Origin of the sequence: Leeia aquatica, from assembly GCF_012641365.1 — a bacterium.
Classification (GTDB): domain Bacteria; phylum Pseudomonadota; class Gammaproteobacteria; order Burkholderiales; family Leeiaceae; genus Leeia; species Leeia aquatica.
Map to the genome: position 1 here is coordinate 25,231 of NZ_JABAIM010000004.1, position 20,955 is coordinate 46,185.

Consider the following 20,955-nt stretch of genomic DNA (forward strand, 5'->3'; position numbering starts at 1 on the left):
TTCGCCGGGCACCTCCTGTCTATTCGGCCTCGCCAAAGCGGTCGCCCACCAGCGCCACCAGCGCAGCCAGCGCCTGTTCTTCGTCCTCACCCGAGGCTTCGATGCCCACCCGGCTCCCCTTGGCCGCCGCCAGCATCATCACGCCCATGATGGATTTGGCGTTCACCCGCTTGCCGTTGCGCGACAACCAGATCTCGCTCTTGAAACCGGTGGCCAGCTGCGTCAGCTTGCTGCTGGCACGAGCATGCAGCCCCAGTTTGTTGATGATTTCCACTTCCTGCTCACGCATGTGCTGCCTCGTCCTTACAGTCTGCGGTTTCCGGCGCGGCTTCCACCACCACAATGCCATCGCGCCCCCCGCTCACCGCCTTGGCCACCACTTCAGTCAGGCTCAGCTTGCGATAGGTGAGGGCACGTATCAGCATGGGCAGACTGACTCCGGATACCAGCGCCACCCTTGCCCCAGGCAAACGGGTGGCGATATTACAGGGTGTGGCCCCATAGATGTCGGACAGCACCAGCACGCCATCTTCGCTGGCCAGGGCTGCAATCTGCTGGGCCGCTTGCTCGCGCATGATTTCGGGATCAGCGCTCCGGTCTACCGAGAGCACGGAAAAGCGTTCAAGCGGTCCACCCATGACATGCTCGGCGCACTCCTGCAGGCTTTTGCCCAGGCTGCCGTGGGTAATCAGTAAAAATGCCACCATGATGTCTGTCCGTTGCTGCGACTGCAGACAACGGCCTCCAGTTCCCCTATATCAGCAAGATAACGCGGATCGGCACGGAAAGCCAGTCAGCGCGGTCATGCGGCACCCATCTCAGTGGCCGCAGGCCTGCTCCAGTGCATCCAGAAACAGCTCGGCCGGCTGGCAATCGGTCTGTGCCGCAATCTCCACCATGCAGGTGGGGCTGGTCACGTTGACCTCGGTGAGGTAGTCGCCGATCACGTCGAGACCCACCAGCAGCAGGCCATCGGCACGCAGCTGCGGCCCAACCGCCTCGGCAATCTGCCGGTCACGCTCGGTCAGGGCTTGCGCCACCCCGCGTCCGCCTGCGGCCAGGTTGCCACGGGTTTCACCAGCCATGGGAATACGCGCCAGCGCGTAGGGCAGGGGCTCGCCATTGATCAGCAGGATGCGCTTGTCACCATGGACGATCTCGGGAATGTAGCGTTGGGCCATCACCGTTTCCTGATCGTGGCGGGTGATGGTTTCCAGAATCACGGACAGATTGGGGTCTTGCAGGCTGACACGGAAAATACTGGAACCGCCCATGCCGTCCAGTGGCTTGAGGATCACGTCGCCATGCTCGCGTACAAACTCGCGCAGCCGGGCAGATTCACGACTGACGCAGGTGGGCGTGGTCCAGTCGGCAAAGCGCAGGATCGCCAGTTTTTCGTTGTAGTCCCGCAGTGCACGGGGGTGGTTAAACACCCTCGCGCCGCTGCGAACGGCCATCTCCAGCAGGTGGGTAGCGTACAGGTATTCGGCGTCGAACGGCGGGTCCTTGCGCTGGATCACCGCATCAAACGCGTGCAGCGGCCAGCACTCACGCGCGCCAGCGTCGTACCAGTGGGCATCTTCATCGTGCACCTGCAGCACATGGCCTTCCGCCCACACCGTCACCTGCCCGCCTTCACTGTGGGCACGCAGGCTTTCCGGCAGCAGGGCGATGCAAGTGTGGCCACGCCGGCGCGCGGCACGCATCATCGCCACGCTGGAGTCCTTCCACGGTTTCAGTTTGGCCAGCGGGTCCAGAACCAGGGCAATGCGCATGCTGCGTCCTCCATTACGATCAGGCTTATTCGCCGTGTTCCTCAGCCATGGTTTCCAGCTCGCGGGCGGCTGCCAGCAAAGCCAGCCGCGCCACCACACCGTAGGAGTAGAAGCGGTTGGGCGGGCAATCCGGTGCTTCGTCGCACTCTGGTGCATTGCATGGCTTCTCGAACGCCAGTGGCACAAAGTGCATGCCCGGTGCGTTCAGGTTCTCATCGGCCCCCCGGCCGGTATGCACCCGATAGAAGCCGCCGATCACAAAGTGGTCCAGCATATAAACCACCGGCTCAGCCACCGCCTCGTTCACGGTCTCAAAGGTATGCACGCCTTCCTGCACGATGACATCGTGCACTTCCATGCCTTCCTTGATCACCGACATCTTGTTGCGCTGCTTGCGGTTGAGGCCCACCACTTCCGACGGATCTTTCACCGTCATCACCCCCATGCCGTAGGTACCGGCATCCGCCTTGACCACCACGTAGGGTTGCTGCTCGATGCCATATTCCTGATACTTGGTACGGATACGCGCCAGCAGGTCTGACACCTTGTCGGCCAGCACTTCCTCACCGGCACGCTCCTGGAAATCCACGCCACCGACATGGCTAAAGTAGGGGTTGATCAGCCAGGGGTCAATGCTGATCAGCTGGGCAAATTCGTCCGCCACGCCATCGTAGGCGGCAAAGTGGCCGGTCTTGCGGCGGGTGGCCCAACCGGCATAGGTGGGGGGTAGCAGGGCCTGCTCGACCCCTTGCAGTACGCTGGGCACACCACCCGACAGGTCGTTATTCAGCAGCACCGTGCACGGGTTGAAGTCGTCCCCCAAATGCAGGCGATTGCCCCGGCGCTGAACCGGCTCCAGCAACAGGTTCTGCCCGTCTGGCAGCTCCAGTTGCATGGGCGCTTCCAGCTCCGGCAGCAGGCTGCCGATACGCACATTCAGCCCGGCCTGCCGAAGAATGCTGTGCAGGGCGGCCACATTCTGCAGGTAGAAGCTGTTGCGGGTATGGTTTTCCGGAATCAGCAGCACGCCGCGTGCTTCCGGGCAGATTTTCTCCACCGCCACTGTCGCCGCCTGGACGGCCAGCGGACGGAAGGTCTGGTTCAGGTTGTTGAAACCGCCGGGGAACAGGTTGGTGTCCACCGGCGCCAGCTTGAACCCGGCATTGCGCAAATCCACCGAGGCGTAGAACGGCGCATCGTGTTTCAACCATTGGCTGCGAAACCAGTGCTCGATTTTCGGTTGCGCACGCAAAATGCGTGATTCCAGCTCTTTCAGCGGCCCGGTCAGGGCGGTGGTGAGATGAGGTACCATGGGTGTTCCCGTTAGCAATAAGCCCGCCAGACGCGGATCAGCGTCTGGCCTGGAAGGTGGGTTGAAAGCCGGTCAGGCGAGTTTCAACATTCAGTATAGCGCCCCCAGAGGGTGGGGGCAGTGGCCGTGAAATTCAAGCGTCTGGCGCGGGATAGACGCATTCCGTGGTGCGCTTGCTGCCGTAGCTGCGTCGCACCGGGTCGTCAAAGGTCCGCAGCGGGACAAACCCGGCCTGCCGCATCATGCCCGCTGAGGCCGCATTCTCTTCGTGACGCTCGATGTACAGCGGCCCCTGACCTGCCGCCAGCAAACGGTCTCGTACGGCACGCAGCAGTGCGCCGCCCAACCCCTTGCCTGCGTGCGCAGGCAACACCAGTGCCTCGCCGATATAGGCGCTGTGTGGCTCACGAGCCCGTCGCTCGGCATCAGGATGACGGGGCAGCCAGGTCACGAACCCGGCGACCTCGCCCTCAGGTGTACAGGCCAGCAAGGCTTCCGCCTGCCCGGCGGCCAGCTCGGCAAAGTGCTGGCGTACGCCTTCGTCCGGCAGATAGTTCCATGGATTGGGGCCATATTGCCGCAGCAGGGCTTCCAGCTGTGGCGCTTCATGAGGCTGCGCCGGGCGGAGGGTGTAGTCCAGGTGCTGGCCCGCCGCCTCACCACCCCGAGGCCCCCAGAAAATCACCCAGGTCTGGAAATCGTCGCTGAATTGCTCAAATCGGTGCAGCATTCCGGCCGGCACGAACAGCACATCACCCGCCTGAAAGGCGATACGCTGCTGGTCGCGCAAAAAGGTGCCGTGTCCGGAGGTCACCACATACAGCTCGTCCTGCAAATGCGGCTGCTGCGGGTCATGGCCTTGGGGGGCGTACAGCTCGACCGACATGCTGCCGTGACGAAACGCCTCGGCAAAGCGCTGCCCGTCGGGTCCGGGCAGTCGGGCTTGCATGGCTTGCAAGGTAGCTTGCAAAGGGGCAGGGGTCATGAGGCGGCTCCAGTCTGTCATCCAGCCTCACGCTACCATGCCCCTCCCGTGCTGCACAGGGCCAATCGGGACAGTACGGTCAGACCGCTGCCGCCGTCAGGCGCTGCAAAGCCTCGCGATACTTGTCCGCCGTCCGCGCGGCCACTTCGGCAGGCACCGCCGGGGCGGGAGGGGTCTTGTCCCAGCCGGTCGACTCCAGCCAGTCGCGCACGTATTGCTTGTCGAAGCTCGGCGGGTTGCTGCCGGGCTGGTACTGGTCTGCAGGCCAGAAGCGGCTGGAATCCGGCGTCAGCGCCTCATCCATCAAATGCAGCACGCCCGCTTCGTCCACACCGAACTCAAACTTGGTATCGGCGATGATGATGCCGCGGGTGGCTGCATGCTCGGCAGCCGTGCGGTACAGCCGGATGGCGGCTTCGCGTACCTGCGCCGCCAGCTCAGCCCCCAGCAGCTTTTCGCACTGCTCGAAGGAGATATTTTCGTCGTGCTCACCCACCGCAGCCTTGGTGCTGGGGGTAAAGATCGGTTGCGGCAGTTTGTCGGCCTCACGCAAGCCCGCAGGCAGGCTGATGTCACAAATGCTGCCGCCGCGCTGGTATTCCTTCCAGCCCGAACCCGCGACATAACCCCGCACAATGGCCTCGATGGGCAAGCCTTTCAGCTTTTTGGTAATCACCGCCCGGCCCTGCACCTGCGCCAGGTCTTCAGCGTCCTGAATCACGTCTTCCAGCTTCTCGCCGGTCAGATGGTTGGGCATCACGTGCTGCAGCTTGTCAAACCAGAAGCTGGAAATGGCGGTGAGCAATTTGCCCTTGTCCGGAATGGGCTCTGCCAGAATCACATCAAAGGCAGACAGGCGATCGGTCGCCACCATCAGCAGGCGATCCCCCTCCAGTGCGTACAGGTCACGCACCTTGCCGGAGTAGATCTTCGGCAGGGAGCGCAGGTTGGATTGCAGCAAACCACTCATTCGGGGGTCCTTTGAATATCAGAAAAAGGGATGAGGTCGAAGGCAGGCCAGCCAGGCGTCACGCCTTCCGTGCTCTTCCAGCCGCTTGCAACAGCGTATCGCGCAAAACGGCGACCCGCTCGGCGGCAGTGTTGGCCTGGTCAGCCAGCAGGTTGTAGTGCGCCATCTTGCGGCCAATGCGTGCTTCACGCTTGCCATACAGATGCAGGAAACCTTGTGCTTCGGCTTGCAGCGGCTGCCAGTCCGGTTCCCGGCAGGCATCGGTACCCGCACCGGGCCAGACATCGCCCAGCAGGTTGAGCATGGCCACTGGGCGCAGCAGGTCGGTGGCTGCGGGCGGCAGGCCGCACATGGCGCGCACCTGCTGCTGGAACTGGCTGCTCACGGTGGCGTCCAGCGTATAGTGGCCGGAGTTGTGCGGGCGCGGTGCCATTTCATTGACCCGCAGCAGCCCGTCTTCCAGCACGAAGAACTCCACGGCCAGCACGCCCACATAATCCAGCGCTGCCGCCACGCGGCAGGCTGCTTGCTGAGCGGCTTGTGCCAAGTCCGTGCTGACCCGTGCCGGGACCAGCGTCACATCGAGGATGCCTTGATGATGCTGGTTCTCGGCAATCGGGAACACCGCCATCTGCCCATCCGCTGCGCGGGTGACGATGGCGGAGATTTCCAGCTGCAGCGGCAGCATTTTCTCCAGCACGCACGGCACCCCCAGCTGCTGCCAGGCAGCACGGGCCTCTTCAGCGGTACGCACCCGTTGCTGGCCTTTGCCGTCGTAGCCCAGCCGCGCCGTCTTGAGGATGCCCGGCAGGTAGTCGCTCAGGTCACTATCCAGATCATCGGCCTGGGTGACGGGCAGGAACGGCGCCACCGGCAGGCCATGCTGCTGAAAGAAGGTCTTTTCCCGGATACGGTCCTGCGCCACTGCGACGCACTCGCCACGCGGCGACACCACAGTGTGTTGCGCCAGCCAGCGCATTGACTCGGCGTTGACGTTCTCGAATTCGGTGGTGATGGCGGCGCAACTGTCGGCCAGCTGTCGCAGCGCCTCGGCATCGTCGAACGCGGCACACAGGTGCAGATTGGCAAATTCAGCGGCAGGTGCATCCGGATCCGGGTCCAGCACGGTGACGGTATAACCCATGGTGCGCGCAGCCTGCACAAACATGCGGCCCAGCTGGCCGCCGCCCAGAATTCCCAGGCGGGCGGGCGGCAGGATCACTGGCGCGCTCATGCCCCCACCTCGGGCAATTGCATGGCCAGCACGGTACGCTCCTGTTCTTCACGGAAGGCTTGCAGGCGGGCAGCCAGCGCCGGGTCGTTCCCGGCCAGCATGGCCACCGCAAACAGTCCGGCATTGGCCGCACCGGCTTCGCCGATGGCAAAGGTAGCCACCGGAATGCCTTTCGGCATCTGCACGATGGACAGCAGGGAGTCTTCACCACGCAGGTACTTGCTCGGTACTGGCACACCCAGTACCGGCACCGTGGTCTTGGCAGCCAGCATGCCTGGCAGATGGGCCGCGCCGCCGGCGCCGGCAATGATGGCCGCCAGGCCGCGCTCACGGGCGCTGCTGGCGTATTCAAACAGCAGATCCGGCGTGCGATGAGCCGACACGACACGGGCCTCACAGGGAACACCGAAGGCCTTCAATTGCTGAACAGCGTGCTGCATGACGTCCCAGTCACTGGAACTGCCCATGACCACACCAACGAGAGGGGAAGACTCACTCATGGCATTTCCGGCTGCTTTGCCGGTCCGGTTAAAAACCGGATTGTACAGAAAACGCGACAAAAACTCAGCGTTTTCTTGCCCGCCAAGTCCCTGAAAAGGCGTGTTTTTCCCCCTCAGGCGGGAACCAGCATGCCCCGCTGCACCGCGGGCCGGGCCGATAGCTGCTGGTACCAGCGCAACACATGCGGGTAATCGGCCAGTTCAATACGCTGCCACTCATGGCGGCTGGCCCAGGGGTACAGCGCCATGTCGGCAATCGAGTACGCCCCTGCCACGTACTCATGCGCGGACAGCTGCTGGTCCAGCACCGCATACAGGCGCGCTGCTTCCTTGGTATAGCGCTCGATGGCATAGGGCACCGGCTCCGGGGCATAGCGCAGAAAGTGATGGGTCTGGCCCAGCATGGGGCCAAACCCACCCATCTGGAACATCAGCCACTGCAGCACGGCATAGCGCGCGGTCCCTGCAACCGGCAGGAACTGACCATGCTTTTCGGCCAGGTAGATCAGGATGGCACCACTTTCAAATACGGTGACGGGCTCCGCGCCATCGTGATCCACCAGCGCCGGAATCTTGCTGTTGGGGTTGATCGCCTTAAAAGTGTCGCTGAATTGATCCCCGGCCCCGATATTGACCGGGTGCACCTGATACGCCAGCCCCAGCTCTTCGAGCAGGATGGAGACCTTGCGTCCGTTGGGCGTGCCCCATGTATAGAGATCAATCATGATGAAGTGGTCCGGGTTAAGGTCAGTTGCGGCGCATTGTAACGCCCCGTCCCGAATTGGCAAGCCTTTGAACACGATCAGAAATCCGCCACGGTACTGGTGCATTCACCATGACAGTGACTCCGTAATGCCCCACCCCTGTCTCACGGTATGGCTGTGTTACCATGTGGGCTTTACTTTGGCCCATTACATACCATGCGCCTACGCCTTTTGCTGCTGGCCCTCAGCTGCACTGCCCTGGTGGCTTGCGGCATCAAGGGCCCCCTTTATCTACCCCAGGACCCGGCCTCGCAAGCTGCGAGTGCCCCTCGTTGACCGACCTAGCCTCTTGAGCCCATTGTGAACCTGCCCGCCTTGCACTACCAGCAACAGACGCTGTATCTGGATGATGTTGCCCTGCCTTCCATCGCCCACCAGTTCACCACGCCTTGCTTCGTCTATAGCAAACGTACACTGCTGCAAGCGTGGCAGGCCTACCGTGATGCTTTTGCCGGGCAGGATGCACTGATCTGTTATGCCATGAAGGCCAATAGCAACCTCAGCCTGCTCAAGCTGCTGGTGGACGCCGGTGCCGGGATGGACATTGTGTCCGGTGGCGAACTGGAGCGTGCCCTGCTGGCCGGCTGTCCGCCAGAACGCATAGTGTTTTCCGGGGTGGGCAAAACCGTCACCGAGATGCATCGCGCGCTGGAAGTGGGCATCCATTGTTTCAATGTGGAATCCAGCGCCGAGCTGGATCGCCTGAGCGCCGTCGCCACCCGTATGGGCAAGACCGCAGCCGTCAGCCTGCGCATCAACCCCGATGTGGACGCCGGCACCCACCCTTACATCTCAACCGGCCTGAAAGGCAACAAATTCGGCATCGCCCATGCCGAAGCACTGGCCACCTACCGCAAGGCCGCCAGCCTGCCGGGCCTGCAGGTGGTCGGCATCGACTGCCACATTGGTTCGCAACTGACCGAACTCAGCCCGTTCATCGACGCGCTGGACCGCCTGTTGTCACTGGTCGACCAGCTGGCCGCCGAAGGCATCGTGTTGCAGCACGTGGACATGGGGGGGGGCATTGGCATTTGTTACGATGCAGAAACCCCACCGCCCGTCCGCGACTATGCCCAAGCCATTGCCGAGCGGCTGGCGGGACGTGGCCTCAAGCTGGTATTGGAGCCGGGCCGCGCCATCGTGGGCAATGCCGGTGTATTGCTGACCCGGGTGGAGTTCCTCAAGCAGGGTGAAACCAAGAATTTTGCCATCGTCGATGCGGCGATGAACGACCTGATCCGCCCCGCCTTGTATGAGGGCTGGCATCAGGTGCTACCGGTCGAGCAACAGGAAGGCTTGCCGGAGCGGGTTTACGATGTGGTGGGGCCGGTCTGTGAAAGTGCGGACTTCCTGGCTCAGGATCGCACCCTCGCCATCCGGGCGGGCGACCTGCTGGCGATTGGCTCCGCTGGTGCCTATGGCATGGCGATGAGCTCCAACTACAACAGCCGGGTGCGTGCTGCCGAGATATTGGTCGATGGCGATCGGGTGCAGTTGATTCGCCAGCGCGAAACGCTGGCGCAAATGCTGGCCTGTGAGCAGGCCTGCCTGCCGGAAGCCGGGTAAGCCTCCTCAGCGCTGGCGAATCCGCGCCAGCGTGGCGGTGGTGGAAGTCTGATACAGGAAGGGGATGCTGTGTACCTGGCCGCCCCATCCGCGTACTTCTGATGCGCCGACTATCTGCTCTGGCACCCAGTCACCGCCTTTGACCAGCACTTCCGGCCGCAATTGCAGGATGCGTTGCAGCGGGGTGTCTTCATCAAACCAGGTCACCAGATCCACCGCCTGCAGGGCGGCCATCACCGCCAGCCGGTTTTCCAGCGGATTGATCGGGCGATCGTCACCTTTGCCCAGCCGCTTGACCGAGGCATCGGTATTCAAGGCCACCACCAGTGCCGCGCCTAACGCACGCGCCTGTGCCAGATAGGTGGTGTGACCGCGGTGCAGGATATCAAAGCAGCCATTGGTGAACACCAGCGGACGCGCCAGACGGCTGGCGTGCGCCAGCAGTTGCTCGGGCGCAACGATTTTCTGTTCGTAGTCAGGCAGTACGTAAGACATGGTCGGTCCGGTCGCTCACAATGCCGCGCATTGTAGCACCCGGACCCGTAGCTCAGGCAGCGGCCAGTTGCTTGCGGAACAGGTTGAGTTGCTGCACCGTCTCGAAAGTCTGCCCCATCAGGTTGGACAGATTGCGCAGAATGCCACCGATGACACGGCCTTCGCATTCCTTGTCAAAGCAGATCTGCTTGTCCAGCCAGTGCTCCAGCCAGTCCGGGTCCGGCAAGCGGCTCTGGATGGTGTCATTCGGGAACAGGGCTTCATTCACATGCAGATTGGTCGGGTGCAGCGGCTTGCCAGAGCGCGCGCTGGACGCCATCAACACCCCAATCTTGGTAAAGGCACGACGGGCTTCATCGCCAAAACGCTCAATGGCACGCTTCATGTACTTCAGGTAGGCACCGCCGTGACGGGCTTCATCGCGGCTCAGCGTGTCATAGATGTGCTTGATCACCGGCTCATCGTGCCATTCACTGGCACGGCGGTACCATTGGGTCAGACGTACCTCGCCACAAAAATGCAGCATCAGGGTTTCCAAGCGCGGCGCCGGATCAAACGGGAAGCGCACGGCGTGCAGCTCTTCCTCGGTCGGGCACAGCTCGGGGCGGAAACGGCGCAGATACTCCATCAGCACCAGTGAGTGCTTCTGCTCTTCATAGAACCAGATGGACATGAAGGCGGAGAAATCGCTGTCATCGGTGTTGTCGCGCAGGAACATCTCGGTCGCCGGCAGCGCTGACCACTCGGTGATGGCGTTCATTTTGATGGTGATTGCCTGGTCGTCACTCAACTGGCTGGCATCAAACTGATCCCAAGGGATGTCATCGGCCATGTTCCAGCGGGCCTTCTCCAGGGAGGTAAACAACTCAGGGTATAACATGATGCAGATTCTCATTTAGCCAGAAGCCGACGCAGCATAGCGGAAAAATCATTTCAAATCCATGACATAGCGCGTTTTTCGCGGTGCAAGCGCTTGCTTGGTGACGCTGACAAAGCCCAGGGCAAACGGTACACTAGCAGACTTTGATCGTTTCCGATCCATACCGGACCTGTACTGCCATGCGTGCCAGCCAATACTACCTCTCCACCCTGAAAGAAGCGCCCGCCGAGGCCGAACTGATTTCCCACAAGCTGATGCTGCGTGCTGGCTTGATCAAGCGTCTGGGCAGTGGCCTGTACAGCTGGATGCCGCTGGGCTTGCGCGTGCTGCGCAAAGTAGAGGCCGTGGTGCGCGATGAAATGGCGCGTACCGCCAAGGCACATGAATTGCTGATGCCTGCGGTGCAACCTGCTGAACTGTGGCAAGAATCCGGCCGCTGGGAATTCTATGGCAAGGAGCTGCTGCGCCTGAAAGATCGCCATGAGCGCGATTTCGTGATCGGGCCGACTCATGAAGAGGTTGTAACCGACATCGTGCGGCGTGACGTGCAAAGCTATCGCCAGCTGCCGGTGAACCTGTACCAGATCCAGACCAAGTTCCGCGACGAGATCCGCCCACGCTTTGGCGTGATGCGTGCACGCGAATTCGTGATGAAGGACGGCTACTCTTTCCATACCGACTTTGCCAGCCTGGAGCAGACTTACTGGGATTACCACCGCGCCTACTGTAATGTGTTTACCCGCCTCGGCCTGAAGTTCCGCGCCGTGGCAGCAGATACCGGCTCCATCGGCGGCACCGGCTCGCATGAATTCCAGGTACTGGCCGACTCCGGCGAGGACGAAGTGGTGTGGTGCCCGCAATCGGAATACGCTGCCAATATCGAGCTGGCCGAGGCCGTTGCGCCCGCGCATGCCCGCCCGGCAGCCAGTCAGCCCCTGAGCAAGGTGCATACCCCCGGCATCAAGACCATCGCCCAGCTGTGCGAGTTTCTCAAGGTGCCGGTTGAGCGGACCGTCAAGGCAGTGGTGGTGGATGGCAACGATGGCCGCCCGGTGCTGTTGATGGTACGTGGCGACCATAGCCTGAATGAGATCAAGGCAGAGAAGCTGACGCAGGTGAAAGTGCCGCTGACCTTCTCCAGCCCGGAAGCCATCCGCGAAGCTTTTGGCGCCAACCCCGGTTCGCTGGGCCCGGTCAATTTCCCGGGCACCGTGGTGATGGACCGGACCGTCGACCGCATGGCCGACTTCGTCATCGGCGCCAATGAAGACGATCAGCATTACACCGGCGCCAATATTGGCCGCGATTTCCCTGAACCGCTGGTAGCCGATATCCGCGATGTGGTGGCTGGCGATCCGTCGCCGGACGGCAAAGGCACCCTGGAAATCTGCCGAGGGGTGGAAGTCGGCCACATCTTCCAGCTGCGCACCAAGTATTCGGAAGCCTTGCAATGCAACTGGCTGGATCGTGAGGGGCAGACCCACCCGATGGAAATGGGTTGCTACGGTATCGGCATCTCGCGCGTCGTGGCGGCCTGCATTGAACAGAATCACGACGAGCGTGGCATTGTGTTCCCGCCCGCCATGGCCCCGTTCACCCTCGCGCTGGTCTCGGTCGGTGCCGACCGTAACCCGGCAGTAGCCACCGCCGCAGAACAACTCTACAGCGAGCTGCAAGCCGCCGGGGTGGAGGTGCTGCTGGACGACCGTGATGAGCGCCCCGGCGTCAAGTTTGCCGACATGGAGCTGATCGGCATCCCCTTCCGCGTCACCATTGGCGGCAAGGGTCTGGAGAAAGGGGTGATCGAGTTCGTGCGCCGTGCCGACGGTGTGGTGGAAGAGCTGCCGCTGGCGGACGCTTGCGCCGCCATTCGTCGGGCCATCGGCGCTTGAGGGCTCTGATGCATCGCACCCGTTTGACCCGCCCCCTGCTGCTGGGCGTGCTGTTGTACTGTCTGGGCCTGCCCGCAGGGGCAGGCAAGCAGGAAAAGGAAATCCTCGCGCCTTCTGTACAAACCGCCATGCAACAGGCCATCAACGATAACCGTGAGCCACGGCTGGTGTTTGCCGACAAAGCAGAAGGCGAGCGCTGGCTCACTGAGATGATGCTGCGGCTGGAAAAGAAGGTACCAGATGCCTTCATGCGTAAACGGCTGCTGACCCTGATCCACTATGAAGCCACCCGTGCCGGTCTGGACCCACAACTGGTACTGGGCTTGGTGCAGGTAGAAAGTGGCTTCAAGAAGTACGCCATCTCCAGCGCGGGCGCCCGAGGCCTGATGCAAGTGATGCCGTTTTGGGTCGATCAGATCGGCAACGACAAGCACAACCTGTTCGACGAAGCCACCAGCCTGCGTTTTGGCTGCACCATCCTGCGTCATTATCTGGATATAGAGAAAGGCAACCTGTATCTGGCGCTGGGCCGCTACAACGGCAGCCGTGGCCGCCCGGAATACCCGAACATGGTGCTGGGCGCCTGGCGCAGCCGCTGGCAGTGGGGTAGCAGCGGCAGCTGACAAAAATGCCTGCCGCATTGCGACAGCGATTGACGCTCTGCGTCACTTTTCCTAGAATCCGACAAAATCACTCAAGTATTTTCCACTGCGGAAGCTGATCTTCTAACCGTCAACGCCCTAGCGGGCTGGAGTCCATACACCATGAGCGCACAAGAGCACATCCACCAGACCGTCACCAACCACAAGGTGGTGCTGTACATGAAGGGCACCCCCACCTTCCCGCAATGCGGCTTCTCCTCTAATGCCGTGCAAATCCTCAAAGCCTGTGGCGTGGCCGATTTCAAGGCGGTGAACGTGCTGGAAGACCCGGAAATCCGCCAGGGCATCAAGGACTACGCCAACTGGCCCACCATCCCGCAGCTCTACGTCGGCGGTGAGTTTGTCGGCGGGTCAGACATCATGCGCGAGCTGTATGAGAGCGGCGAATTGCAAAAAATGTTGTCTGCATAAACACGCTGGCACGCATTGTGCATATAATGCCCACAAGGCCAAGCACAAGACTTGGCTTTGCCATCCTAGACAACCCTTACGGGAGAATCATATGAAACGCGTTCAACAAGGTTTTACCTTGATCGAACTGATGATCGTGGTTGCGATCATCGGTATTCTGGCCGCCATCGCCATTCCGCAGTACCAGGACTACGTGACCCGTAGCCGCTGGCAAGACAACATCTCCGGTGCAGCCGCGATCAAAACCGGCATTGCTGAGTGTGTGCAGGATAATGGTGGCAGCTTCACCAACTGTGCCACCTATACTGCCTTGACTAGCGCAAACTATGTTCCTCAAGCCACGGTTGCCGCCAATCACAGTGCTGGTGTGTGGGGTGTCAAGTTTGGCTTTGCGACTGTCGGCACCTCTGGGCGGATCGATATTGGCGGTGACGATCGGGTGGGTCGTTGCAGTGTTACTCTGACCCCGACCCTGACTGACAACCAGCTGCAATGGGTCTTTACGAACACCACCGCGACTGTACACACCGGGGGCGGTGGAACTGCGCCTTGCACCAAGCGTCGCACTGGCGTAGGTTCTTAATTCAGGGTAATTTATTCTGAATGAAGCAAGGGGGCATTCTGTGCCCCCTTTTTCTTTACAATGCTGTATGCAATTTTTGCAAAACATAATCCATGGATGACACCAAATTGCTGACAATGGCCGGGCAAGAAGCTCCTATTTCAATGCATCGTAAATTGGCCATCGGATTATGCGCTTTACTGCCATTTATTATTCCTGTCGCACTATTGCCTGATCCGGGTTGGGTGCCTTCTGTTAGTGGCTTTTTTGCCCCGCTGCTTTTGTTACTGAGCTGGGCATGCTGGTGCCACGGCCGGCTTGCTTTTTCGCTCTCCTCCCTCAGCTGGCTGGCGTTTGGGGCATTGCTCTTCTTGCAGCCCCGCTTTGTTGCCACCCCTTATCTCACCAACAACTGGGTGCCGGCGCTGATCATGCTGGTGGCCGCATTGCTGGCTTGGGCATTATTTGCATTGCATGACTACTATGGCTTAGCACGCTTGATGCGGCTTCTGGCTTGGGGATTGGTGATTGGCGGCCTCTGCAACGTGCTGGTCGTAACACTACAGTGGTATGACATTGCAAAGCGGGTACCGTGGCTAGCCCTGGGTGCCAACGCCAAAGTACACGGTGTCGTCGGCAATCTCGGCCAACGCAACTGGCTGACCGAATACCTGCTCTATGGCATGTTGGCCATTGCCTGGCTGCTGCCGCAGGTAGCACGCAGCAAGCAAAGGTTGCTGTGGCTGATTGCTGCCGCTTTTGCCTGGGTGGTTGCCATGACCGGCTCCCGCTCGCCAGTACTGATCGCCCCTGTTTTGGTACTGTGGGCTTTTTGGCAGCAGCGCGGCAACAAGAGCCTTTTCATGCGCAATGTGATGCTCATGGTGGGCTTGCTCGTCTTGGCGACCTTCCTGTTCTGGCTGCAACAGCAGCTCTGGGGAGGCGGAGAAAGTGCCATCACGTCAATTAGCCGTGGCGGCATGCGCCGCCTGGTAGAATGGCAAAAATGTATTGACTTGTTCCTGACCCACCCGTGGCTGGGAGTCGGCTGGGGCAACTATGCCTGGTACTCGTTCCAGTTACAGCAGATCCCGGCCTATGCCAAAGTGGTCGAATCTTCCATGTTTGACCATGCCCACAATGCCTTCTTCCAGATTCTGGCCGTTACTGGTCTCGCTGGGCTGGCCTGCATCGCCCCCTTGGTATGGATTGGTCTTCGGCAAATCTTCCGCCGTGAACAGGACAATCTGGTTGGCGCCTTGCTGATTGTGATTTTGATTCGTGCCCAAGTGGAATGGTCGCTTTGGATGCCCGGCTTCTTCTTTTTTTGTGTCATCCTGCTGGCACTGTGCCAACAGCCTGCTTGGGGACACCGTGCATGGAAACCCAGCTACCGGCTCTCGATTGGGGTCTTTGCCGCAAGCATGCTGCTGCTGAGCAGCCTCTCCCTATATCAGTACACTCGCCTGTCGCGCATCTTTGTAGGCGACAAGAATCTGAAAGGCGATGTGGCCATGATTGACCTGCTCAGCTACTCGCAGAATATCTGGCTAGCAGCCACCACGGACCGTATAGTCGCCGCCAGACTCAGTTATGATCGCAATCTGTTGCCCATGAAGCTTGAATTGCTGGAGCAGGTCAGCCGCAATACCCCATTTCCGGACGTACTCATTCGTGAAGCCTATTTCCTTGCCCTGAATGGACAGACGGCCTTGGCCCGTACTCGGGTTCAGCAGATTTTGGTCGCTTATCCGAGCTCTCGTGACAAATACATCATCACCTTGCTGAATGACCCCAGCCCGGAAGGCAAGATGATTCTGAATTTGCTGCTGGACCACGCCCGCCGCTATGGCCCTACCCGCTGATCAGGTTAATGATCCATGACCGAATCCGAATTCCTTACCCATACCGATCAGGTCTTCCGTGATCTACAGGACCAGCTGGATGCCAGCGCGCTGGACCTGGAAGTGCTGTGGAGTGGCAATGTGCTGGAGATCGAGTGTCCGGATGGCGGCAAGATTGTGGTCAATCGGCATGTTCCGAATCAGGAGTTGTGGATTGCGGCGCGCAGCGGGGGCTATCATTTTGCCTGGCGGCAGAATGAATGGCTCAACACCCGGGATGGGGGGGAGTTTTATGCCACCCTCTCGGAGTGTCTCTGCAATCAGACAGGCGAAGAATGCGGATTGCATAAATCTGTCTAAGTGGATCAGATTCTGGCTACAATAACGGGTGAGAAGATTTAAATATTGCGAAATGTCATCTCTTTCCCATCATCTGGGCCTACACTAGAGGCAAGGCGGGTGGAATGGAGAGCCCGCGCAAACCGGATGCCTTGATCCCGTGGCCATGTTTTCGTTTTTCAAAAAGAAGCCGGACGAGCCTGCCAGCCCGTCCGCCCCCAGCGTTGCGATCCCAAAGGGGCGCGAAGCCAGCCCGGCTGCGCCTGTCATTGTGCAGCCCGCAGGCAAGGTTGCACCTGCGCCCGAACCTGCGCCTCCTTTGGCCGAGCCCACAACGGCCCTGCCGGATACTTCCGCCTTTTTCCCGGTTGAGCTGGCACCCGCCGATGTGTCGGCCATGGAAGAGGCCGCCATTCTCTACGCCAATGAGCAATATGAGGCAGCGGTAGAGTTGCTGGAGGCTCAGGTCAATAGCGAGCCGCGTTGTGACGAAGAGCTTTGGTTGATGCTGCTGGAGCTGTATCAGGTACAGAACAACAAGGCGGCGTTTGATGAACTGGCCTTGCAGTTTGTGGTGGCGTTTGAGCGCACGGCCCCGATCTGGCAGCGTGCCAGCCGCAGTGCCGCCACTGGCAAAGAAAGCAGCAACGCGCTGACCCTGCTGCCGAGCCAGCTGAGCGAAGCGGGCATCAGCAAAGCCATCCAGCAACTACAGCAGCAAGCGCAGAAGCAGAAGCTGGTACAGCTGGACTGCAGCCGGGTGACCGACTTGGTGGCGACCGCCCTGCCCGCCATCACCGACGCACTACGCCTGCTGCGTCGCCAGCAAGTACGCGTGCAGCTGGCGCAGCCAGAAGCTTTGTTACAGCTGCTGCAAGACCGGATCGAGATGATGCGGCGTGATGAGGCTGATATTCCATGCTGGCTGTTCCTGCTGGAGTGTCTGCAATGGCAGGGGGATCAAGAGGCATTTGAAACCCTGGCGGTCGATTATGCCGTCACCTATGAAGTGTCGCCCCCATCCTGGGAGCCCTTGCCCAAAGCCCCCGCTGCCAAAGCGGGTTCATCTGAGGCACCGCTTGCGCCCTCCCAGACAGATGCCTTTGTGCTGCAAGGCCATTATGGTGCTGACAAAGTGGCGGAGCTGGACCCCCTGATGGAACATGCCGAAGCCCGTAGCGTGGTGAATATCGACTGCCTGGGGCTGGAGCGGATGGATTTTGTCTCTGCCGGCCACCTGCTCAACCTGCTGGTGCAGCTGCAGCAGCAGGGCAAGGAGCTGCACCTGCGCCAGGTCAGCCATCTGGTCGGTGCGCTGTTCCGCGTGCTCGGCATGCACGATTTCTGCAAGCTGCACTACCGCAAGTAAGCCCCTTGCGTTTTGCATATTCAGCCCCATCTGCTGAATACTACGCAACGGAAGCACAACCATGCAGCAATTCGACGGCACCACCATCCTGTCTGTCCGCCGGGGCAGGCAGGTTGCCCTCGGTGGCGATGGTCAGGTCACCCTCGGCAACATCGTCATCAAATCCACCGCGCGCAAGATTCGACGTCTGTATCGCGATGAGATCCTGGCCGGATTCGCTGGCGGTACGGCAGACGCCTTTACCCTGTTCGAGCGTTTTGAAGGCAAACTGGAAAAGCACCAGGGTCACCTTCTTCGCGCTGCCGTCGAACTGGCCAAAGACTGGCGTACCGACCGCATGCTGCGGCGTCTGGAAGCCATGCTGGCCGTCGCCAACCGCGACCATACCCTGATCATCACCGGCAATGGCGACGTGCTGGAGCCAGAAGATGGTATTGCGGCCATTGGGTCAGGGGGGGCTTACGCCCAGTCTGCGGCGCGCGCATTATGGGAAAATACCGAGCTGGCGCCGGTCGACATCGTCAAGAAGTCGCTGACCATCGCGGGCGACTTGTGCATCTACACCAACCAGAACCATTTGATCGAGTCGCTGGACTAATCCGCACCCGTGTCGCAGGAAGCCCTCATGAGCATGACCCCGCAGGAAATCGTCCATGAACTGGACAAGCACATCATCGGCCAGCAAGCCGCCAAGAAGGCGGTCGCCATTGCCTTGCGCAACCGCTGGCGTCGCCAGCAGGTGGCAGAGCCACTGCGGCAGGAAATCACCCCGAAAAACATCCTGATGATTGGCCCCACCGGCGTGGGCAAGACCGAGATCGCCCGCCGTCTGGCCCGGCTGGCTGATGCCCCCTTCATCAAGGTGGAAGCCACCAAGTTCACCGAAGTCGGCTATGTTGGCCGTGATGTCGACAGCATCATCCGCGATCTGCTGGAAACCGCCATCAAGCAAACTCGTGAACAGGAAGCCCACAAGCAGCGCCATCATGCCGAAGACCGCGCCGAGGATCGCGTGCTGGATGCCCTATTGCCGCCGCCGCGCCAGATGGGCTTCGGGCTGGCGGAAGACAAGCCGGACGATAGCGCCACCCGCCAGAAATTCCGCAAGATGCTGCGGGAAGGCCAGCTGGACGACAAGGAAATCGAAATCGAGCTGGAAGCCCCCAAAGCCAGCGTCGAGATTTTCTCGCCGCCCGGCATGGAGGAGCTGACCAGCCAGATTCAGGGCATGTTCCAGAACATGAGTGGCGGCAAGAAAAAGAGCCAGAAGCTGACGGTGAAAGAGGCCTACAAGCTGCTGGTGGAAGAAGAGGCCGCGCGTCTGGTCAATGACGAAGACGTCAAGGCCAAGGCGCTGCGCAATGTCGAGCAGAATGGCATTGTGTTCCTCGACGAGATCGACAAGATCACCAGCCGTTCTGACGGGCAAAGCAGTGGCGAAGTCTCACGCCAGGGCGTGCAGCGTGACCTGCTGCCACTGGTGGAAGGCACCACCATTTCCACCAAATACGGCATGGTGAAGACCGACCACATCCTGTTCATCGCCAGCGGCGCCTTTCATCTGGCCAAACCGTCCGACCTGATCCCTGAGCTGCAAGGCCGTTTCCCGATCCGGGTGGAGCTGGAATCACTGTCGGTTACCGACTTTGAGAGCATCCTCACCCGTACCGATGCCTGCCTGATTCGCCAGTACCAGGCCCTGCTGGCCACTGAGGGCGTCACGCTGGAGTTCACCCCGGATGCCATCCATCGCATGGCCGAGATTGCCTGGCGTGTGAACGAAAAGACAGAGAACATCGGCGCACGCCGTCTGTACACCGTGATGGAGCGCCTGCTGGAGCTGATCTCCTTCCAGAGTGCCAATGAGCAGGGCAAGACCATCACCCTGGATGCGGCAGCGGTAGACCAGCAACTGGGCGAACTGGCGGTCAATGAAGACCTCGCCCGTTACGTGCTTTAACGCTTTGCGCAGAACCCACCACAGACCCGCCTCGGCGGGTCTGTTTTATTGCAGGGGCAATAACCCTGATCACAACAAGGAGAAACCGATGATTGAAGCTGGTCAGCACCTGCCCGCCGGGCAACTGAGCGAATACCTGACCGAGCCGGGCGAGGGCTGCAGCATCGGCCCCAACCGCTTTGAGGTGCAGGAACGCCTGAAGGGCAAAAAGGTGGTGATTTTCGGCCTGCCCGGCGCCTTCACCCCCACCTGCTCGGCCAAGCACCTGCCGGGTTATCTTGCCGAGATCGAACAGTTTCGCGCCAAAGGCGTGGACGAAGTGTGGTGCTTTGCAGTCAACGATGCCTTTGTGATGCACGCCTGGGGCGAGCAGCAAGGTGCCAGTGGCAAGGTGGCCATGATTGCCGATGGTAGCGCCGACTACACCCGTGCCCTCGGTCTAGAGCTGGACCTGAACGCCCACGGCATGGGTCTGCGCTGCAAGCGCTTCGCCATGATCGTTGAAGATGGCGTGGTGCGCTCTGTGGACGTGGAAGCCCCTGGCCAGTTCACGGTCAGTGACGCTACCAGCCAATTGGCCCGTCTCGGCTAAGCGGGTACGGAACCATTGACGCCCCCGGGCGCAGCCCCTATGCTGCGCCCACCCGCCACCGGAGCCCTCCCATGCGCATTGCCACCTGGAACGTCAACTCGCTCAATGTCCGGCTGCCCCACGTGCTGCAATGGCTACAGCAAGCGGCGCCGGATGTGCTGTGCCTACAAGAGCTGAAGCTGGAGGACCACAAGTTCCCGCGTGCCGAGCTGGAAGCCGCAGGCTATCAGGTGGCGTTTACCGGCCAGAAAACCTACAACGGTGTGGCCATCCTCTCGCGCCAGCCGCTGGAAGACATCCAGTACAACCTGCCCAACCTGCCCGATGAGCAACGCCGACTGGTCGCCGCGACGGTGGGTGGCCTGCGGATCGTGTGCGGCTACTTTCCCAATGGCCAAGCGCTGGGTTCCGAGAAGTACCCCTACAAGCTGGGCTGGCTGAATGCGCTACACGACTGGCTGCAGGGCGAGCTGCAACGCTATCCCGCGCTGGCGCTGCTGGGCGACTACAACATCGCCCCCGCCGACCTCGACGTGCACGACCCCAAGGCGTGGGAAGGGCAAGTGCTGGTCAGCCCGCCCGAGCGCGAAGCGTACCAACGCCTGCTGGCACTGGGCCTGACCGACGCCTACCGTCACCTGCAGCCTGATACCGAGAAAGCCTTCACCTGGTGGGATTACCGCATGAACGGTTTCCGCCGCAACCTCGGCCTGCGCATCGACCATATCCTGCTGTCTGCCCCGGCACTGGACAAGCTCACCGCCTGCGACATCGACCGCGAACCCCGCACTTGGGAACGCCCCAGTGACCACACCCCGGTGTGGGCTGAGCTTCAGGCATAAA

General features: G+C 60.8%; 24 protein-coding genes. 13 read left to right on the forward strand and 11 right to left on the reverse strand.

The features are described 5' to 3' along the window. Window positions 1-19 precede the first annotated feature (19 nt). From HF682_RS14895 to HF682_RS14935, 9 genes are all read right to left on the reverse strand, one after another. Complete coding sequence (locus HF682_RS14895; protein WP_168878129.1) at window positions 20-289, reverse strand: HPr family phosphocarrier protein; 270 nt, start codon at window positions 287-289, stop codon at window positions 20-22. After that, window positions 282-707, reverse strand: a complete 426-nt coding sequence (locus HF682_RS14900; RefSeq protein ID WP_168878130.1) for a PTS sugar transporter subunit IIA — start codon at window positions 705-707, stop codon at window positions 282-284. The genes HF682_RS14895 and HF682_RS14900 overlap by 8 nt, the downstream gene beginning before the upstream one ends. A gap of 111 nt (window positions 708-818) precedes the next feature. Continuing rightward, window positions 819-1,775 (reverse strand): glutathione synthase, encoded by a 957-nt coding sequence (gshB, locus tag HF682_RS14905; protein WP_168878131.1) that lies wholly within the window; start codon window positions 1,773-1,775, stop codon window positions 819-821. Between the two features lie 25 nt (window positions 1,776-1,800). After that, window positions 1,801-3,087 carry a glutamate--cysteine ligase gene (gene gshA, locus HF682_RS14910; RefSeq protein WP_168878132.1) on the reverse strand — a complete coding sequence of 429 codons (1,287 nt, stop codon included), beginning with the start codon at window positions 3,085-3,087 and terminating at the stop codon, window positions 1,801-1,803. Window positions 3,088-3,220: 133 nt separating this feature from the next. Beyond that, complete coding sequence (locus HF682_RS14915; protein ID WP_168878133.1) at window positions 3,221-4,072, reverse strand: GNAT family N-acetyltransferase; 852 nt, start codon at window positions 4,070-4,072, stop codon at window positions 3,221-3,223. Between the two features lie 79 nt (window positions 4,073-4,151). After that, window positions 4,152-5,042 carry a phosphoribosylaminoimidazolesuccinocarboxamide synthase gene (locus HF682_RS14920; protein WP_168878134.1) on the reverse strand — a complete coding sequence of 297 codons (891 nt, stop codon included), beginning with the start codon at window positions 5,040-5,042 and terminating at the stop codon, window positions 4,152-4,154. Window positions 5,043-5,100: 58 nt separating this feature from the next. Then, window positions 5,101-6,276: a 5-(carboxyamino)imidazole ribonucleotide synthase gene (locus tag HF682_RS14925; protein ID WP_168878135.1), complete on the reverse strand. Its 1,176-nt coding sequence runs from the start codon at window positions 6,274-6,276 to the stop codon at window positions 5,101-5,103. Continuing rightward, window positions 6,273-6,776 carry a 5-(carboxyamino)imidazole ribonucleotide mutase gene (gene purE, locus HF682_RS14930; protein ID WP_168878136.1) on the reverse strand — a complete coding sequence of 168 codons (504 nt, stop codon included), beginning with the start codon at window positions 6,774-6,776 and terminating at the stop codon, window positions 6,273-6,275. The genes HF682_RS14925 and purE overlap by 4 nt, the downstream gene beginning before the upstream one ends. Window positions 6,777-6,889: 113 nt before the next feature. Continuing rightward, window positions 6,890-7,501 carry a glutathione S-transferase N-terminal domain-containing protein gene (locus tag HF682_RS14935; RefSeq protein WP_168878137.1) on the reverse strand — a complete coding sequence of 204 codons (612 nt, stop codon included), beginning with the start codon at window positions 7,499-7,501 and terminating at the stop codon, window positions 6,890-6,892. A 195-nt stretch (window positions 7,502-7,696) separates the two neighbouring features. On the opposite strand from HF682_RS14935, the gene lptM reads away from it, so the two are divergent. Together lptM and lysA are read left to right on the forward strand one after the other, a co-directional pair. Then, on the forward strand, window positions 7,697-7,816 hold the full coding sequence (gene lptM, locus HF682_RS18115) for an LPS translocon maturation chaperone LptM (protein ID WP_205882114.1): 120 nt from the start codon (window positions 7,697-7,699) through the stop codon (window positions 7,814-7,816). 30 nt (window positions 7,817-7,846) lie between these two features. After that, a complete protein-coding gene (gene lysA / locus HF682_RS14945) occupies window positions 7,847-9,106 on the forward strand; it encodes a diaminopimelate decarboxylase (protein WP_168878418.1) in 1,260 nt (419 codons plus the stop codon). A 6-nt stretch (window positions 9,107-9,112) separates the two neighbouring features. On the opposite strand, the gene rfaE2 is transcribed toward lysA, so the two are convergent. Both rfaE2 and HF682_RS14955 read right to left on the reverse strand, forming a co-directional pair. Then, entirely contained in the window at window positions 9,113-9,601 is a 489-nt protein-coding gene (gene rfaE2, locus HF682_RS14950; RefSeq protein WP_168878139.1) for a D-glycero-beta-D-manno-heptose 1-phosphate adenylyltransferase, read from the reverse strand. A gap of 52 nt (window positions 9,602-9,653) precedes the next feature. Beyond that, window positions 9,654-10,481 (reverse strand): ferritin family protein, encoded by an 828-nt coding sequence (locus HF682_RS14955; RefSeq protein WP_168878140.1) that lies wholly within the window; start codon window positions 10,479-10,481, stop codon window positions 9,654-9,656. Between the two features lie 179 nt (window positions 10,482-10,660). Here HF682_RS14955 and HF682_RS14960 point away from each other — a divergent pair, with 179 nt between their 5' ends. The 11 genes from HF682_RS14960 to HF682_RS15010 all read left to right on the forward strand — a co-directional run bounded on the left by HF682_RS14960 (window position 10,661) and on the right by HF682_RS15010 (window position 20,954). Continuing rightward, window positions 10,661-12,373, forward strand: a complete 1,713-nt coding sequence (locus tag HF682_RS14960; RefSeq protein WP_168878141.1) for a proline--tRNA ligase — start codon at window positions 10,661-10,663, stop codon at window positions 12,371-12,373. Between the two features lie 8 nt (window positions 12,374-12,381). Further along, window positions 12,382-12,996, forward strand: coding sequence for a lytic transglycosylase domain-containing protein (locus tag HF682_RS14965; protein WP_168878142.1), 615 nt, complete (start codon window positions 12,382-12,384; stop codon window positions 12,994-12,996). A gap of 141 nt (window positions 12,997-13,137) precedes the next feature. Then, window positions 13,138-13,446, forward strand: coding sequence for a Grx4 family monothiol glutaredoxin (gene grxD, locus HF682_RS14970; RefSeq protein WP_168878143.1), 309 nt, complete (start codon window positions 13,138-13,140; stop codon window positions 13,444-13,446). Window positions 13,447-13,537: 91 nt separating this feature from the next. Then, window positions 13,538-14,029, forward strand: coding sequence for a pilin (locus HF682_RS18020; RefSeq protein ID WP_168878144.1), 492 nt, complete (start codon window positions 13,538-13,540; stop codon window positions 14,027-14,029). Between the two features lie 350 nt (window positions 14,030-14,379). Then, window positions 14,380-15,873: a PglL family O-oligosaccharyltransferase gene (locus HF682_RS14980; protein ID WP_168878145.1), complete on the forward strand. Its 1,494-nt coding sequence runs from the start codon at window positions 14,380-14,382 to the stop codon at window positions 15,871-15,873. Window positions 15,874-15,888: 15 nt separating this feature from the next. Further along, a complete protein-coding gene (gene cyaY, locus HF682_RS14985; protein WP_168878146.1) occupies window positions 15,889-16,212 on the forward strand; it encodes an iron donor protein CyaY in 324 nt (107 codons plus the stop codon). Between the two features lie 145 nt (window positions 16,213-16,357). Further along, the gene (locus HF682_RS14990; protein WP_168878147.1) at window positions 16,358-17,560 is read left to right on the forward strand and encodes an STAS domain-containing protein; all 1,203 of its coding nucleotides are present in this window, start codon (window positions 16,358-16,360) and stop codon (window positions 17,558-17,560) included. A gap of 61 nt (window positions 17,561-17,621) precedes the next feature. Further along, entirely contained in the window at window positions 17,622-18,158 is a 537-nt protein-coding gene (gene hslV / locus HF682_RS14995; protein ID WP_168878148.1) for an ATP-dependent protease subunit HslV, read from the forward strand. 27 nt (window positions 18,159-18,185) lie between these two features. Continuing rightward, the gene (gene hslU, locus HF682_RS15000; RefSeq protein ID WP_168878149.1) at window positions 18,186-19,520 is read left to right on the forward strand and encodes an ATP-dependent protease ATPase subunit HslU; all 1,335 of its coding nucleotides are present in this window, start codon (window positions 18,186-18,188) and stop codon (window positions 19,518-19,520) included. Between the two features lie 88 nt (window positions 19,521-19,608). After that, window positions 19,609-20,112, forward strand: a complete 504-nt coding sequence (locus tag HF682_RS15005) for a peroxiredoxin (protein WP_168878150.1) — start codon at window positions 19,609-19,611, stop codon at window positions 20,110-20,112. A 71-nt stretch (window positions 20,113-20,183) separates the two neighbouring features. Continuing rightward, on the forward strand, window positions 20,184-20,954 hold the full coding sequence (locus tag HF682_RS15010; protein ID WP_168878151.1) for an exodeoxyribonuclease III: 771 nt from the start codon (window positions 20,184-20,186) through the stop codon (window positions 20,952-20,954). Window position 20,955: the final 1 nt, after the last annotated feature.

Coding starts and splice junctions, on each gene's coding strand:
- HF682_RS14895 (WP_168878129.1), bottom strand. CDS start 289: ATGCGTGAGCAGGAAGTGGAAATCATCAACAAACTGGGGCTGCATGCT.
- HF682_RS14900 (WP_168878130.1), bottom strand. CDS start 707: ATGGTGGCATTTTTACTGATTACCCACGGCAGCCTGGGCAAAAGCCTG.
- gshB (WP_168878131.1), bottom strand. CDS start 1,775: ATGCGCATTGCCCTGGTTCTGGACCCGCTGGCCAAACTGAAACCGTGG.
- gshA (WP_168878132.1), bottom strand. CDS start 3,087: ATGGTACCTCATCTCACCACCGCCCTGACCGGGCCGCTGAAAGAGCTG.
- HF682_RS14915 (WP_168878133.1), bottom strand. CDS start 4,072: ATGACCCCTGCCCCTTTGCAAGCTACCTTGCAAGCCATGCAAGCCCGA.
- HF682_RS14920 (WP_168878134.1), bottom strand. CDS start 5,042: ATGAGTGGTTTGCTGCAATCCAACCTGCGCTCCCTGCCGAAGATCTAC.
- HF682_RS14925 (WP_168878135.1), bottom strand. CDS start 6,276: ATGAGCGCGCCAGTGATCCTGCCGCCCGCCCGCCTGGGAATTCTGGGC.
- purE (WP_168878136.1), bottom strand. CDS start 6,776: ATGAGTGAGTCTTCCCCTCTCGTTGGTGTGGTCATGGGCAGTTCCAGT.
- HF682_RS14935 (WP_168878137.1), bottom strand. CDS start 7,501: ATGATTGATCTCTATACATGGGGCACGCCCAACGGACGCAAGGTCTCC.
- lptM (WP_205882114.1), top strand. CDS start 7,697: ATGCGCCTACGCCTTTTGCTGCTGGCCCTCAGCTGCACTGCCCTGGTG.
- rfaE2 (WP_168878139.1), bottom strand. CDS start 9,601: ATGTCTTACGTACTGCCTGACTACGAACAGAAAATCGTTGCGCCCGAG.
- HF682_RS14955 (WP_168878140.1), bottom strand. CDS start 10,481: ATGTTATACCCTGAGTTGTTTACCTCCCTGGAGAAGGCCCGCTGGAAC.
- HF682_RS14960 (WP_168878141.1), top strand. CDS start 10,661: ATGCGTGCCAGCCAATACTACCTCTCCACCCTGAAAGAAGCGCCCGCC.
- HF682_RS14965 (WP_168878142.1), top strand. CDS start 12,382: ATGCATCGCACCCGTTTGACCCGCCCCCTGCTGCTGGGCGTGCTGTTG.
- grxD (WP_168878143.1), top strand. CDS start 13,138: ATGAGCGCACAAGAGCACATCCACCAGACCGTCACCAACCACAAGGTG.
- HF682_RS18020 (WP_168878144.1), top strand. CDS start 13,538: ATGAAACGCGTTCAACAAGGTTTTACCTTGATCGAACTGATGATCGTG.
- cyaY (WP_168878146.1), top strand. CDS start 15,889: ATGACCGAATCCGAATTCCTTACCCATACCGATCAGGTCTTCCGTGAT.
- HF682_RS14990 (WP_168878147.1), top strand. CDS start 16,358: ATGTTTTCGTTTTTCAAAAAGAAGCCGGACGAGCCTGCCAGCCCGTCC.
- hslV (WP_168878148.1), top strand. CDS start 17,622: ATGCAGCAATTCGACGGCACCACCATCCTGTCTGTCCGCCGGGGCAGG.
- hslU (WP_168878149.1), top strand. CDS start 18,186: ATGAGCATGACCCCGCAGGAAATCGTCCATGAACTGGACAAGCACATC.
- HF682_RS15005 (WP_168878150.1), top strand. CDS start 19,609: ATGATTGAAGCTGGTCAGCACCTGCCCGCCGGGCAACTGAGCGAATAC.
- HF682_RS15010 (WP_168878151.1), top strand. CDS start 20,184: ATGCGCATTGCCACCTGGAACGTCAACTCGCTCAATGTCCGGCTGCCC.